Source organism: Streptomyces chrestomyceticus JCM 4735 (genome assembly GCF_003865135.1).
In the GTDB taxonomy this organism is placed as follows: domain Bacteria; phylum Actinomycetota; class Actinomycetes; order Streptomycetales; family Streptomycetaceae; genus Streptomyces; species Streptomyces chrestomyceticus.
The window spans coordinates 2721987-2735953 of record NZ_BHZC01000001.1; the positions used below are offsets into that span (position 1 = coordinate 2721987).

The 13967-nt window shown below is 71.9% G+C and carries 13 protein-coding genes; 1 reads left to right on the forward strand and 12 read right to left on the reverse strand.

The genetic code is table 11. The features are described from left to right. Position 1: 1 nt before the first annotated feature. The 11 genes from EJG53_RS11075 to EJG53_RS11125 all read right to left on the reverse strand — a co-directional run bounded on the left by EJG53_RS11075 (position 2) and on the right by EJG53_RS11125 (position 12376). Positions 2-1114 (reverse strand): DegT/DnrJ/EryC1/StrS family aminotransferase, encoded by a 1113-nt coding sequence (locus EJG53_RS11075; RefSeq protein ID WP_125044712.1) that lies wholly within the window; start codon positions 1112-1114, stop codon positions 2-4. Then, the gene (gene rfbB, locus EJG53_RS11080; protein ID WP_125044713.1) at positions 1111-2091 is read right to left on the reverse strand and encodes a dTDP-glucose 4,6-dehydratase; all 981 of its coding nucleotides are present in this window, start codon (positions 2089-2091) and stop codon (positions 1111-1113) included. The genes EJG53_RS11075 and rfbB overlap by 4 nt, the downstream gene beginning before the upstream one ends. Next, complete coding sequence (locus tag EJG53_RS11085) at positions 2088-3146, reverse strand: glucose-1-phosphate thymidylyltransferase (protein WP_125044714.1); 1059 nt, start codon at positions 3144-3146, stop codon at positions 2088-2090. Before EJG53_RS11085 ends, rfbB begins: the two co-directional genes overlap by 4 nt. Before the next feature lie 147 nt (positions 3147-3293). Next, positions 3294-4331: a helix-turn-helix domain-containing protein gene (locus tag EJG53_RS11090; protein ID WP_125044715.1), complete on the reverse strand. Its 1038-nt coding sequence runs from the start codon at positions 4329-4331 to the stop codon at positions 3294-3296. Between the two features lie 179 nt (positions 4332-4510). Then, positions 4511-4963: a bifunctional DNA primase/polymerase gene (locus EJG53_RS11095; RefSeq protein ID WP_125044716.1), complete on the reverse strand. Its 453-nt coding sequence runs from the start codon at positions 4961-4963 to the stop codon at positions 4511-4513. 220 nt (positions 4964-5183) lie between these two features. Beyond that, positions 5184-6599: an NAD(P)/FAD-dependent oxidoreductase gene (locus EJG53_RS11100; RefSeq protein ID WP_125044717.1), complete on the reverse strand. Its 1416-nt coding sequence runs from the start codon at positions 6597-6599 to the stop codon at positions 5184-5186. Positions 6600-6604: 5 nt separating this feature from the next. After that, positions 6605-7399: an ABC transporter permease gene (locus tag EJG53_RS11105; protein WP_031008845.1), complete on the reverse strand. Its 795-nt coding sequence runs from the start codon at positions 7397-7399 to the stop codon at positions 6605-6607. Next, positions 7399-8328 (reverse strand): ABC transporter permease, encoded by a 930-nt coding sequence (locus EJG53_RS11110; protein ID WP_125044718.1) that lies wholly within the window; start codon positions 8326-8328, stop codon positions 7399-7401. Before EJG53_RS11110 ends, EJG53_RS11105 begins: the two co-directional genes overlap by 1 nt. After that, positions 8325-9473 (reverse strand): ABC transporter ATP-binding protein, encoded by a 1149-nt coding sequence (locus EJG53_RS11115; RefSeq protein ID WP_125044719.1) that lies wholly within the window; start codon positions 9471-9473, stop codon positions 8325-8327. Before EJG53_RS11115 ends, EJG53_RS11110 begins: the two co-directional genes overlap by 4 nt. Positions 9474-9549: 76 nt before the next feature. Then, positions 9550-10800: a polyamine ABC transporter substrate-binding protein gene (locus tag EJG53_RS11120; RefSeq protein ID WP_125044720.1), complete on the reverse strand. Its 1251-nt coding sequence runs from the start codon at positions 10798-10800 to the stop codon at positions 9550-9552. Positions 10801-10858: 58 nt separating this feature from the next. After that, positions 10859-12376, reverse strand: coding sequence for a gamma-aminobutyraldehyde dehydrogenase (locus tag EJG53_RS11125; RefSeq protein ID WP_125044721.1), 1518 nt, complete (start codon positions 12374-12376; stop codon positions 10859-10861). 233 nt (positions 12377-12609) lie between these two features. Between EJG53_RS11125 and EJG53_RS11130 the strand changes: the two genes are divergently transcribed. Beyond that, on the forward strand, positions 12610-13200 hold the full coding sequence (locus EJG53_RS11130) for an NADAR family protein (protein WP_125044722.1): 591 nt from the start codon (positions 12610-12612) through the stop codon (positions 13198-13200). Between the two features lie 59 nt (positions 13201-13259). Here EJG53_RS11130 and EJG53_RS41055 read toward each other — a convergent pair whose 3' ends face one another. After that, positions 13260-13943, reverse strand: a complete 684-nt coding sequence (locus EJG53_RS41055; protein ID WP_167515096.1) for a DUF4190 domain-containing protein — start codon at positions 13941-13943, stop codon at positions 13260-13262. Between the last annotated feature and the right edge of the window lie 24 nt (positions 13944-13967).

Here is a 13967-nt window from a genome sequence, read left to right on the forward strand (position 1 = left end):
GTCACAGCTCCCCCAGTACGCCGAGCAGCGCCTCGATCACCCGGTCCTGCACACCGCGCGGCAGCGACGGATACATCGGCAGCGAGAAGATCTCCCCGGCCAGTTCCTCGGTGACGGGCAGTGATCCCCGGGGGCAGCCCAGGTGGGCGAAGCCGCTCATGGTGTGCACGGGCCACGGGTAGCTGATGTTGAGCGCGATGTCGTGGCGCTCCTTGAGGGTCCGCAGGATGCGGTCCCGTTCGGGGTGGCGGACGACGTACACGTAGTACACGTGCTCATTGCCGGGAGCCGTGACGGGCAGCACCAATCCGCTGCCTGCCAGCGCTTCTTCGTAGCGCTCGGCCACCGCGCGCCGTCCGGCGACATACCGGTCCAGGCGGCGCAGTTTGCGGCGCAGGATCTCGGCGTGCACCTCGTCGAGCCGGCTGTTGTGGCCGGGGGTGCGGACGACGTAGTAGCGGTCCGCCATGCCGTAGTAGCGCAGCCGTCGCAGCGCGGCGTCGACATGCGCGTACCGCGTGAGGACCGCACCGCCGTCGCCGTACGCGCCGAGAACCTTGGTCGGGTAGAAGGAGAACGCCGCCGCGTCGCCGAGGGTTCCCGCGAGGCGGCCGTGGTGGCGTGCGCCGTGCGCTTGGGCGCAGTCCTCCAGTACGGCCAGACCGTGCGCCTCGGCGACGGCCCGGAGGGGCGCCATGTCCACGCACTGCCCGTAGAGATGCACGGGCAGCAGCGCCCGGGTGCGGTCGGTCACGGCCGCCGCGAGCTGCCCGGTGTCCATGAGGTACGTGTCCGGGTGGACGTCGACGAAGACGGGGACGGCGCCGGCCGCGTCGATGGCCAGTACGGTGGGCGCCGCGGTGTTGGAGACGGTCACCACCTCGTCTCCGGGGCGGATGCCGAGGGCCTGGAGGGCGAGGGTGACGGCGTTGGTGCCGTTGTCGACGCCCACGCAGTGCCCGGTGCCGTGCCAGGCGGCGTACTCGGTCTCGAAGCCGCGGACGCTCGCGCCGAGCACGAGCCGGCCGGACCGGAAGACCGTATCGACGGCGTCCAGCACGTCCGCCCGTTCCTCCTCGTACTCGGCCAGGTAGTCCCACACGTGGGTGGTCATCGGTGGGCCGCCTCCTTCCACCAGTCGGGGTTGTCGCGGTACCAGGCCACGGTGTCGGCCAGGCCGCGGTCGAAGCCGGTGCGCGGGCGGTGGCCCAGCTCCGCGCGGATCTTGGTCGCGTCGAGCGCGTAGCGCCGGTCGTGGCCCTTGCGGTCGGGCACCCGGCGGACGCGGGACCAGTCGGCGCCGCACAGCCGCAGCAGGTCGCCGGTCAGCGCGCGGTTGGTGCGGGGTGTGCCGTCGCCGACGTGGTAGATCTCGCCGGCCCGGCCGTGGTGGAGCACCCGGTGGACGGCCCGGCAGTGGTCGTCGACGTGCAGCCATTCGCGGACGTTGCCGCCGTCCCCGTACAGGGGCAGGTCGCGGCCCTCCAGGAGGTGGGTCACGAAGCGCGGGACGAGCTTTTCGGGGTGCTGGTAGGGGCCGTAGGTGTTGCAGCAGCGGGTGACGGACACGTCCAGCCCGTGGGTGTGGTGGCAGGCCAGCGCGAACAGGTCGGCCGCCGCCTTGGACGCCGCGTACGGGGACCGCGGTGCCACCGGCTGGTCCTCGGTCCACGCGCCGCGCTCGATGGAGCCGTACACCTCGTCGGTGGAAACGTGCACCACTCGGGGGACGCCGGTGCGCAGACAGGCGTCGAGAAGCGTCTGGGTGCCGAGGACGTTGGTGCGGACGAAGTCGGGCGCGGTGTCCGGGTCGAGTGAGCGGTCGACGTGCGACTCGGCCGCGAAGTGCAGTACGGCGTCGTGGCCGGGCAGCAGGGACAGCAGCAGCGGCAGGTCGCCGATGTCGCCGCGGACGAAGTCCAGGCGGGGGTGGCGGGCGGGCAGGCTGGCGCGGTTCCCCGCGTAGGTGAGCAGGTCCAGCACGGTGACGTGGGTGTCCGCGTCACCGTGCTCCCCGAAGCCGCCGCCGAGGAGCGTCCGTACGTAGTGCGAGCCGATGAACCCGGCGCCGCCGGTGACCAGGAGCCTCACGCGGCCACCTCGACGCGGGTGTCGTCGCCCACCAGCAGCCGGTGCCGGCCGTCGCCGGGCCCGATGCGGGCGGCGCGGCCGATCAGCGAGCCGTGCACGCCGCCGACCCGGTCGACGGTGACGCCGTCGAGGGCGATGGAGTCCGCCAGCCCGGCCCGGCGCAGCACACAGTCGCGGCCCAGGGAGGTGTACGGGCCGATGCGGCTGTCCTCGACGACGCTGCCCGCGCCGACCAGCGCCGGGCCCTCGATCCGCGAGCGGATGACCCGCGCCCCGGCCTCGACCACGACGGGCCCGGTCAGCCGGCTCGCGGCGTCCACGGTGCCCGCCACGGCGGTCCGGACGCCCTCCAGCAGCCTGCGGTTGCAGGCGAGGACGTCCTCGACGCGGCCGGTGTCACGCCAGTAGCCGCCGTACTCCGCCGCCCGGACCTCGGCGCCCTCGGTGACCAGCCGCTGCACGGCATCGGTGATCTCCCGTTCGCCGCGCGGGCCCGGCCCGGTCGCGGCCACCGCGCGGTGCACCTCGGCGGTGAAGAAGTAGACGCCGACCAGCGCGAGGTCGCTGCGCGGCCGGTCCGGCTTCTCCGTCAGCCGCACCACCGCGCCGTCCGCGTCCAGTTCGGCGACGCCGAACCGGCGGGGGTCGGGCACCTTCTGGACCACGAGTTGAGCGGCCGGGCGGCGGGCGGCGAATTCCGCGGCGAGCGTGCCGATCCCCTCGGGCAGCACGGTGTCGCCGAGGTACAGCACGAAATCCTCCGCGCCGAGGAATTCCCGGGCGAGGGCCACGCAGTGCGCCAGCCCCAGGGGCTGTTCCTGGCGCAGATAACCGAGCCGTACGCCGAGGTCCGCGCCGTCACCGAAAGCCGCCGCGATGTGGCGGTCCCGGGCGTCGACGACGATGCCGATGTCCGTGACACCGCATTCCCGGATGTTCTCCAGGACGTGCCGCAGAACCGGCTTGCCCGCAATCGGGATCAATTGCTTGGGCATCGAGTACGTGAATGGGCGAAGACGGGTTCCCGTCCCGCCGGACAACACCAGAGCCTTCATGGAAAGGAGTGTCGGACCGGCCGCCGTACGGGAAAAGAGGCGGCCGGTGGACCGAACCGGCCGTGTCCCATTCGGTCCACGGCCCGGCCCCGGAACGGCGGACGGGAAAAAGCGGCCGGTGTGCTGACACCGGCCACCCTTTCCGCTTCATGCGGTGCGCTGCACCTCGGGCGACGCCGCCGGCAGATAACCCAACTGCGCGGCCAGCACCCCGGCCTGGAACCGGCTGCGCGCCTTCATCCCCGCCATCGCGTCGGTGGCGATCCGGCGCGCCGTCCGGGCCGAGACGCCCAGCCGCCGGGCGACCGTGGCGTCCGTGTGGCCCTCCGCGAGCAGTTGCAGCGCGGCGAGGTGCTGCCGGGTGAAGCCGTCCGCCGCGCGCCGGGACGGCGGCGGGCCCAGCCGTTCCGCCGCTGCCCACACGGCGTCGAACAGCGTGCTCAGCGCGGTCACGACGCCCGGCACCCGTACGGAGACGGCGGCCTCCGTGGCGTCCTCGCCGGCCGTGAAGACGAGCGCGGAGCGGCGGTCGACGACGACCATGCGGGTGGGGAGGACCGCGGCGGTACGGACCTCGGCGCCGGCCGCCGCCAGCCGCTCGGCCTGCTCCACGGCGTCCGGATCGTTGCGGGCGCTGTCGAGGCAGACGGTCCGTATCCGGATTCCGCGGGCGAGCAGGTCCTCGTACAGACGCCGGGACGCGGACGCGGCGGACGACGGGTACGGCTGCCCGGCGGCGAACACCTGCAATTCCTCCTCGGCACGGGCGCCGATTTCCCGTACGTGGTCGCTGATCCGGTCGGCCCCCGCCAATCGGAACACCCCCTGGTCGGCGGCGGAATGCTGATGCGTGGCGAATTCGGAGACGAGCCGGGCGGCGGCTGCCCGGCTCTCCTCCACGCGCTGTTGCTGCGCGGCGAGTTCGGCCTGCTGCCGGGCGAGCAGAATGTCCATGCCCAGGCGCGGGCTCACCGCGTAAAGCCGCCCGGGGCGTTCCGTGGAAGGGTGTGCCAGGGCGAGTCCGGTCAGCCGGCCGAGGGCCCGCTCGGCCTCCTGCTCGGTCAGGTCCGTACGGGCCGCCAATTCCGCCGCCGTGGCATGCGGTTGCGCCAGCAGGGCGCGGTAGACCGATTCCGTCGCCGGTTCGACGCCCAGCCTTCCGAGAACGTACTCCGACGTGCGCATGATTCCCCCCTGAGATGCGGCACCTGACTACGACGACGGACGCCCCACACGCCCGGCCCGCCGGGGAGCCCTGTCGGGCGTCCCACTCGGGACCACGGATACGGGCGCCGGAGGACTCAACGCCGCGCCGGGGAAAGCACGGCTGTGTCCTGTCTCACGGCGCCGCCGCGCCGGTCTTCTCACCGGTCCCCGGCGAGCCGTGCGGCGGCCTCGTGCATCGCCAGTTCGAGCACGGCCGGTTCGGTGAGCCGCCCGGTGCCGTCCGGGACGACCAGCCAGCGCACCCCGCCCGTCGCCCGCCCCGGGTACGGCACCACGATCCAACTGCCGTCGCCCGCGCCGCGCACGCCGGTGCCGAGCCAGCGTGCCGCGGTGCCCGGCGGCACGAAGAAACCCGTACGGGTGCCCCCGAAGTCGGCTAGGACCGGTCCCGGCTGGTCCAGTACACGGGTCAGTACGTCCAGGGTCGGGCGTCCCAGGGCGCCGGGCACGATCAGCACGTCCCAGAGCCGGCCGGCCGGGAGCAGGGCGACCCCGAGGGGGTTGCGCTCCCATTCCCACCGGCAGGCGTCCGGGTCCGCTGCCGCCGTCGCCAGCCACTCCACTGCGTTCTTCGCCCCCGCGGGGTCCATGTCTCCTCGCTTCCGCGGTCCCCTCGGACCGCTGTCCGCCCGGTGAGAGGCGGCGGAGGCGGCATCCTTACACGGGTTTGCCGGGGTTTTTCACGGAAGACCGGAGCCGGCGGGGGCGCGGAGTGGTGTACCGGCGCGCGGGAGGGGCGGACGGCGGGTCCCGGACACCGGCCGGGTACGGAACGCGCCCCTCCGGAACCTGCCCGGGCCCCACCAGCCTTTAGCTGTCGAACCCGAGCCCCGCCTTGTCCATCGCGCGCAGCCACAGATTGCGCCGCCCGCCGTGGGTGTCGGCCCGTGTCATCGACCACTGCGTCAGGCCGATCCCGGCCCAGCGCAGCGGCTCCGGCGGAAACGGCAGCGGCTTCTTGCGGACCATCTCCAGCTCGGTGCGTTCGGTCCGCTCCCCCGCCAGCAGGTCGAGCATCACCTCGGCCCCGAAGCGGGTGGCGCCCACACCCAGGCCGGTGTACCCGGCGGCGTAGGCGACCCGCCCGGCGTGCGCGGTGCCGAAGAAGGCGGAGAAGCGCGAGCAGGTGTCGATGGCACCGCCCCAGGCGTGCGTGAAGCGCAGCCCCTCCAGTTGGGGGAAGCACCGGAAGAAGTGCCGGGCCAGCTTCTCGTACGTGGCGGGACGGTGGTCGTACTCGGCCCGTACCGCGGCGTTGAAGCGGTAGACGGCGTCGTAGCCGCCCCACAGGATGCGGCCGTCGGCGGTGCGGCGGAAGTAGTGGAAATGGTGGTTGCTGTCCGACAGGCCCTGGCGGCCCTGCCAGCCGATGGCTGCCTGCTGCTCGGCGGACAGCGGCTCGGTCATCAGCGCGTGGTCGTAGACGGGCACGACGTACGGGCGGACACGGCGCACCAGGGACGGGAAGACGTTGGTGCCGAGGGCGATCCGGCGGGCGAAGACCCGGCCGTACGGGGTGCGGGCGGCCATGCCCACGCCGTCGGCGGCGAGCGCGGTGGCGGGCGTGTGCTCGTAGATCCGTACGCCGAGGTCCAGGCATGCCTTCTTCAGGCCCCAGGCGAGGCGGGCCGGGTTGAGCATGGCGACGCCCGTACGGTCCCAGAGGCCGGCCAGGAAGGTCGGCGAGACGACGTGTTCGCGCAGCGCCTCGCGGTCCAGGAACTCCACGCCGTCCAGGCCGAGCCGGGCGGCCTGTTCGGCGCCTTCCTTCAGCTCGGCGACCTGGTGGGGTGCGGTGGCGACGTTGATCTCGCCGGTGCGTTCGAAGGCGCAGTCGATGCCGTGGCGGGCGACGGTGTCCTCGATGGCGTCGAGGTTGCGGGCGCCGAGTTCCTCCAGCTTCGCCAGCTCGTCCGGCCAGCGGTCCAGGCCGTTGCCGAGGCCGTGGGTGAGGGAGGCGGCGCAGAAGCCGCCGTTGCGGCCGGAGGCGGCCCAGCCGACCTCCTGGCCCTCCACGAGGACGACGTCGCGTCCGGGGTCGCGTTCCTTGGCGATCAGGGCGGTCCACAGTCCGGAGTAGCCGCCGCCGACGACGAGCAGGTCGGTGCGTTCGTCGCCGACGAGGGCGGGCAGCGCGGCGGGACGGTCCTCGTCGTCCAGCCAGAAGGAGACCGGCGCGGCGTCCGCGAGGGCGTGGGCGGGGGTGCTCATGGCAGCTCGTGCCATGGTTCTCAGCTCCTCTTCCGGCGTCCGGAGAGGAGTTGCCCTCCCAGGACGCAGAGCACGGCGATGAGGAACATCGCCGTTCCGATGACATTGATCTGAACGGGTGTGCCACGCTGCGCCGATCCCCAGACGAACATGGGGAACGTCACAGTGGAGCCGGCGTTGAAGTTCGTGATGATGAAGTCGTCGAAGGACAGCGCGAAGGAGAGCAGCGCGCCCGCCGCGATGCCGGGGGCGGCGATCGGCAGCGTCACCCGCAGGAACGTCTGCGCGGGGGACGCGTAGAGGTCCTGGGCGGCCTGTTCCAGGCGCGGGTCCATGCTCATCACGCGGGCCTTGACCGCCGTGACGACGAAGCTCAGGCAGAACATGATGTGCGCGATCAGGATCGTCCAGAACCCGAACCGGATGCCCATGTTGAGGAAGAGGGTGGCCAGCGAGGCGGCCATCACCACCTCGGGCATCGCCATCGGCAGGAAGATCAGGGTGTTGACGGCGGGCCGGGCGCGGAAGCGGTAGCGGGCCAGCGCGAAGGCGATCATGGTGCCCAGTACGGTCGCGCCGACCGTCGCCCAGAGGGCGATCCGCAGGCTCAGGCCCAGCGATCCGCACAGGTCGGCGACGCCGCACGGATCGGCCCAGGCGTCCGCCGAGAAGCGCTGCCACTCGTAGTTGAAGCGGCCGTTGGGCTTGTTGAACGAGAAGACCAGGACGACGAGGTTGGGCAGGATCAGGTACCCGAGCGTGCCGAGGCCCGCGAGCACGACGAGGTGGCGGCGCAGCCACCGGAGCACGGCCATCAGACCAGGTCCTCCGTCCCGGACTTGCGGATGTAGAGGGTGACCATGGCGAGGATGGCCGCCATGAGGATGAACGAGAGCGCGGCGGCGGTCGGGTAGTCCAGGACGCGCAGGAACTGCGACTGGATGACGTTGCCGATCATCTTCTGGTCGGTGGAGCCGAGCAGTTCGGCGTTGATGTAGTCGCCCGCCGCGGGGATGAAGGTCAGCAGGGTGCCGGCCACCACACCCGGCATGGACAGCGGGAACGTCACCCGGCGGAAGGTGGTGACCGGACGCGCGTACAGGTCCCCGGCGGCCTCGTGCAGCCGGGGGTCGATGCGCTCCAGCGAGGTGTACAGCGGCAGCACCATGAACGGCAGGAAGTTGTACGTCAGGCCGCAGACCACCGCCAGCGGCGTGGCCAGCACCCGCTGCCCCTCGGTCAGCCCGAGCCAGCTCGTCACGTCCAGGACGTGCAACGAGTTCAGGACGCCGACCACCGGGCCGCCGTCCGCGAGGATCGTCTTCCAGGCCAGCGTGCGGATCAGGAAGCTGGTGAAGAACGGGGCGATGACCAGAATCATCACGACGTTGCGCCAGCGGCCCGCCTTGAAGGCGATGAGGTACGCGAGCGGGTAGCCCAGGACCAGGCAGAGCACGGTCGCGGTGGCCGCGTAGCCGACGGACCGCAGGAACTGCGGCCAGTACGCGCCGAGCGCGTCCCAGTAGGCGGCGAAGTGCCAGGTGACCTTGAAGCCCTCTTCGAGGGAGCCGGTCTGCACCGACGTGGACGCCTGGTAGACGAGCGGGGCGGCGAAGAAGACGACCAGCCACAGGATGCCGGGGAGCAGCAGCCAGTACGGGACGAGCCGCTTCCGCGCGCCGCGTGCCCGGACCTGCGGCGCGTCCTCGGCGGCGGGTGGTGGCGCCTCGGTGGTCGTCGTCATGCCGTCTCCTCGGCGGTGTCCGCGCCGGCCCCGATGTCCTGGGAGGCGTCCAGGCCGAAGGTGTGCGCGGGGTTCCAGTGCAGGACGACCTCGGCGCCGGGCACCAGGCGCACGTCGCGTTCGACGTTCTGCTCGTAGACGGCGAGGCGTCCGGCGCCGGGGGTCTCGACGACGTACTGCGTGCTGACGCCGAGGAACCCGGCGTGGGCGATGCGGCCGGTCAGCCGGTTGCGTCCGTCGGCGATCGCACCCGCTTCATCGGCGTGCGCGAGGCTGATCTTCTCCGGCCGTACGCCCGCCAGGACCGTGCCGCCCGTACGGGCCGTGGTGCGACATCGCCCGGCGGGCAGCCGCAGTTTGCTGCCGCCCGCGGTGAGCAGCAGGTCGTCGCCGCCGGCCGTCACCACCTCGGCCTCGATGAGGTTGGAGGTGCCCAGGAAGTTGGCGACGAAGGTGGTGCCGGGGTTCTCGTACAGGTCGGCGGGGGCGCCGAGCTGCTCGACGCGGCCGCCGTTCATCACCGCGACCGTGTCGGCCATGGTCATGGCCTCCTCCTGGTCGTGGGTGACGTGCACGAAGGTGATGCCGACCTCGGTCTGGATGCGTTTGAGTTCGAGCTGCATCTGGCGGCGCAGCTTGAGGTCGAGGGCGCCGAGCGGCTCGTCCAGGAGGAGCACCCGCGGGTGGTTGATCAGGGCGCGGGCCACCGCGACGCGCTGCTGCTGGCCGCCGGAGAGCTGCTGGGGTTTACGGCGCGCCATCGGACCGAGTTCGACCAGGTCGAGCATCTCTTCGACCTGCTTCTTCACGGATTTGATGCCACGGCGGCGCAGCCCGAACGCGATGTTCTCGTAGATGTCCAGGTGCGGAAAGAGCGCGTAGTTCTGGAAGACGGTGTTGACCGGGCGCTTGTACGGGGGCAGCGCGGTGACGTCCCGGCCGTCCAGCGCGACGGTGCCGGTGGACGGGTCCTCCAGGCCCGCGATCATGCGCAGGGTGGTGGTCTTGCCGCAGCCGGAAGCGCCCAGCAGCGCGAAGAAGGAGCCCGCCGGGACCGTCAGGTCGAGCGGGTGGACGGCGGTGAAGGAGCCGTAGGTCTTGCTGATCCCGGAGAGGCGGACGTCGCCGCCGGAGGTCTGTGTCATGGGTGGTCCCGTGGGTCGGAAGGGCGGTACGGGCACGGTCCGGGGGCGGCCCCTGGCGGGCCGGTCCGGGGCCTGCTCAGGCGCCCGTCAGATCGGCGAATTTCTGGGCGAATTCCTTGCTCTCCCCGGCGTTCAGCGCCCGGAAGGAATGCGACCTGGCGGCCGTCTCCCGGTCCGGGAGAATCAGCGGATGGTCCGCCAGAGCACGGTCGATCTTCGCCAGTTCCTCGCGTACCCCGTCGACCGGGCACACGTAATGGATGTACGCCGCGATCCGCGCCGCCACCTTCGGCTCGTAGCAGTAGTCGATGAGGCGCTCGGCGTTCTCCTTGTGCCGGGCCCGGTTCGGCACCATCAGATTGTCCGTCGAGATCATGCACCCGGCCTTCGGCACGGCGTACTCGATGTCCGGGTTGTCCTGCTGCAGTTGGACGACGTCCCCGGCCCAGGCCACGCAGGCGGCGAGATCGCCCTTGCTGAGGTCGTTGATGTAGTCGTTGCCGGTGAACCGGCGGATCTGCTTGGCGTCCACGCCCTGCTGCAGCCGGGCGACGGCCGCGTCGAAATCGCCGGACGTGCAGTCCTCGGGGCGCTTTCCCATGTCCAGGAGCGTCAGCCCGACCGTGTCCCGCATTTCCGACAGGAACCCGACCCGCCCCTTCAGCCGCGGATCGTCGAGCAATTGGCTGACGGAATCGACCGTGCGCCCCTCGGTGGCCTTCGCGTTGTACGCGATGACCGCCGGAATGCCCGTCCACGGATACGAATGAGCACGCCCGGGGTCCCAGTCCGGATCGCGGAACTGCCGCGCGACACCGCCGGACGCATGCGGAAGATTTCCCGCGTCCAGCCGCTGGACCCAGCCCAGCGAAATCATCCGCGCGCACATCCAGTCCGTCAGCACGATCAGGTCCCGGCCGGTGTCCTGGCCCGCGGCGAGCTGCGCCTGGATCTTGCCGAAGAACTCGTCGTTGTCGTTGATGTCCTCGGTGTACTTCACCGTGATCCCGGTACGGCGGGTGAAGGCGTCCAGGGTCGGCCGGCGCTTGCCGTCGTCGCTGACGTCCAGGTACTCCGTCCAGTTGGAGAAGACGACACGTTTCTCCTGCCCGGAGTGGTCCACGGACCGCCCGGCGTCCGTACGGCCCGCGGGCGGGATCCCGCAGGCCGACAGTGCGCCGAGGCCGCCGAGCGCCAGCGCCCCCGCCCCGGTAGCGCGCAGCAGCGACCGCCGGGTCATGGCCATCCGGCCGTCGGTGAGGCTGCGCCGTACGGCGGCCAGTTCGGGCGGCGACAGACTCTCCCCGGGCTGCTGACGGTCCTCCATACGCGGTGCCCTTTCCTGATGCCACCGGCTCCCGGCCGGTGACGACGGCCGTTCCGCGTCAGACGCGGTCCCCGAAGACGGTCCGGTGCCAGTCCTTCCTGGCGACCCCCGTGTTGTCGTACATGACGTGCTTGACCTGCGTGTACTCCTCGAAGGAGTAGGCGGACATGTCCTTGCCGAAGCCGCTGGCCTTGTAGCCCCCGTGCGGCATCTCGCTGAGGATCGGGATGTGGTCGTTGACCCAGACGCAGCCCGCCTTGATCTCGCGGGTGGCGCGGCCGGTCCGGTAGACGTCCCGGCTCCAGGCGGACGCCGCCAGGCCGTACGGGGTGTCGTTGGCCAGCGCGATGCCCTCGTCGTCGCTGTCGAAGGGCAGCACGACCAGCACCGGCCCGAAGATCTCGCTCTGGACCGCCTCGCTGTCCTGCGCGGCGCCCGTGATGAGCGTGGGCCGGTAGTACGCGCCCTTCGCCAGGTCGCCCTGGGGCGCCTCACCGCCGGTGACGACGGTGGCGTACGACCGGGCGCGCTCGACGAAACCGGCGACCCGGTCGCGGTGGGTGTGCGAGACGAGCGGGCCGAGATCGGTGGCGGGGTCGAACGGGTCGCCGAGCCGTACGGTCGCCATCAGGTCGGCGACACCGCCGACGAACGCGTCGTACAGCGGGCGCTGCACGTAGGCGCGGGTGGCGGCGGTGCAGTCCTGCCCGGAGTTGATCAGGGCACCGGCCACCGCGCCCTGCACCGCCGCCTCCAGGTCGGCGTCGTCGAAGACCACGAACGGCGCCTTGCCGCCGAGTTCGAGGTGCAGCCGCTTGACGGTGCCGGTGGCGATCTCGGCGACCCGCTTGCCGACCGCCGTCGAGCCGGTGAAGGAGGTCATGGCGACGCCGGGGTGGGCGACCAGGTGCTCGCCGGCCTCCCGGCCCGCGCCGGAGACGATGTTGAGCACTCCGTCCGGGATACCCGCCTCGGTGGCCGCCTGCGCGAACATCACCGAGGTCAGCGGCGTGATCTCGGCGGGCTTCAGGACGATCGTGTTGCCCGCGGCGACGGCCGGCAGCACCTTCCAGGCCGCCATCTGGAGCGGGTAGTTCCACGGTGCGATCGAGCCGACGACGCCGATCGGCTCGCGGCGGACCACGGAGGTGTGGTCGGGGCTGTACTCGCCCGCCGACCTGCCCTCCAGGTGCCGCGCGGCCCCCGCGAAGAAGGCCGCGTTGTCGACCGACCCCGGTACGTCGAACTCCTCGCTGAGCTTGACCGGCTTGCCGCACTGCAACGACTCGGCGTACGCCAGCTCACCGGCCCGCTCGCCGAGGACGGCGGCGAAGCGGTGCAGGGCGTCCGAGCGCTCGCCCGGGGTCGCGCCCGCCCACCCGGGGAAGGCGTCCGCGGCGGCCCGTACGGCCGTGTCGACGTCCGCCGTGGAGGCCAGCCGGTAGCTGTACACCTGCTCGCCGGTGGCCGGATCGACCACCTGCTGGGTACGGCCGGAACTGCCGTCCCGCAACTCGCCGGCGAGGAACTGCGCGCCCTCGGCGAAACGTTCGTGCACGTCGAATCGCTGAACCATGGTGCTCTCCTCCGCCGGGCGCCGGGGCCGCTCGGCGGCACTCCCAGGCGTAGCTCTTTCCGGAATCGATGGCTGATCTTGACAGAGGGACTGGGCCTCAACAAGTGATTCCGTTGTTGCCTTTTGGTTACGCGACGGATTCTGCGATTTCCGTCGTGGGGCACCCCGACACGTTGTCAGTGCCCGCTGACAGAATCCCGGCATGATGCACGACAGCACGGGGGGGTGCCGGGATGAACGAGCCAGGGAGCGAGCCGCGCTCGGTGGCAGAGCTGACCGCGGCGACTGACCAACGCTTCGACTACCTCTACTTCTGGGGCCATGCGCCACGCCGCGACGGACAGCTCGGCGCGAGCTGCCTCAGCCAGTGGTGGCCCGCTCCGTTCACGGTCGACGGCGTGCGGTACGCCACCGCGGAGCACTGGATGATGGCCTGCAAGGCCCGGCTGTTCGGCGACGCTGAGGCGGAGCGGCGGGCCATATCCGCCACCCACCCGAAGCAGGCGAAGGACGCCGGCCGCTCCGTGCGCGGCTTCGACAGCGCGGAGTGGGGGCGGCGCCGCTTCGAGTACGTCGTCGAGGGCAACGTCCACAAGTTCGGCCAGGACCCGGCCCTGCGCGACTACCTGCTCGGCACCGGCTCCCGCGTCCTCGTCGAGGCCAGCCCGGTGGACCGGATATGGGGCATCGGCCTGGCCGCCGACGCGCGCGCACCGGACCCGGCCCGCTGGCGCGGCCTCAACCTGCTCGGCTTCGCCTTGATGGAGGCACGCCGGCGGCTGGCGTCCGGAGCGAGTACGGGGGCGGGTTCCGCGGAGGGCTAGGCGAAGAGGGCTGAACGGGAGAAGACGGCTGGACGGAGACGGCTAGGCGGAGGAGACGGCTAGGCGGAGACGACGAGCCGGCCGCGGGAGGGCACCGACAGACCGGGGACCGCGGCCGGGTCGGCGGACACGGCCTCGTACACGCGCGGGTCAGGGGCGGGCGCGGCCTGGTACGTGTCCGGACCGTCGTCCTCGGAACGGGAGCCGCCGGAGGAGGAGCCGCCGGAGCCGGAACCGCCGGAAGTCGAGCCGCCGGAGTCACCGCCGTCGTAGTAGCCGGGGTACCACGGGTCGTCGCCGCCTTCGTCGGTGGCGGACGCCAGCACGACCCAGCAGACCATGAACCCGCTCAGCAGCAGCGCCGCACCGCCCAGGACCAGCCCGGCCAGCGCGCTCCCGCCGTTGTCCGCCTCGCCCCTGGACACCTTCGCGCGCCCGAGTATGCCGAAGACGATCGCGAGCACACCGAGGAGGAAGCCGATCACCATCGTGAAGCAGAGGGTGGCACCGACGATCCCGAGGACGAGAGCGGCCGTGCCGTATCCGTTGTTCGGCCCGGCAGGCGCCCAGTAGGGCTGGTAGCCCGTCGGCGGCTGCTGTCCCGGCTGGCCGCCGGGGTACGGCGCGCCGCCCGGCCCGGCGGGGCCGTACGGTGGCTGAGGAGAGCCGTAGGGAGGCTGGGCCGCACCGTACGGAGCGCCGGGCCGCTGCCCGTCCGCCCCGGCGCCGGCTATGGGCGGCACTCCGGAACCGGGGGAACCGGGAGC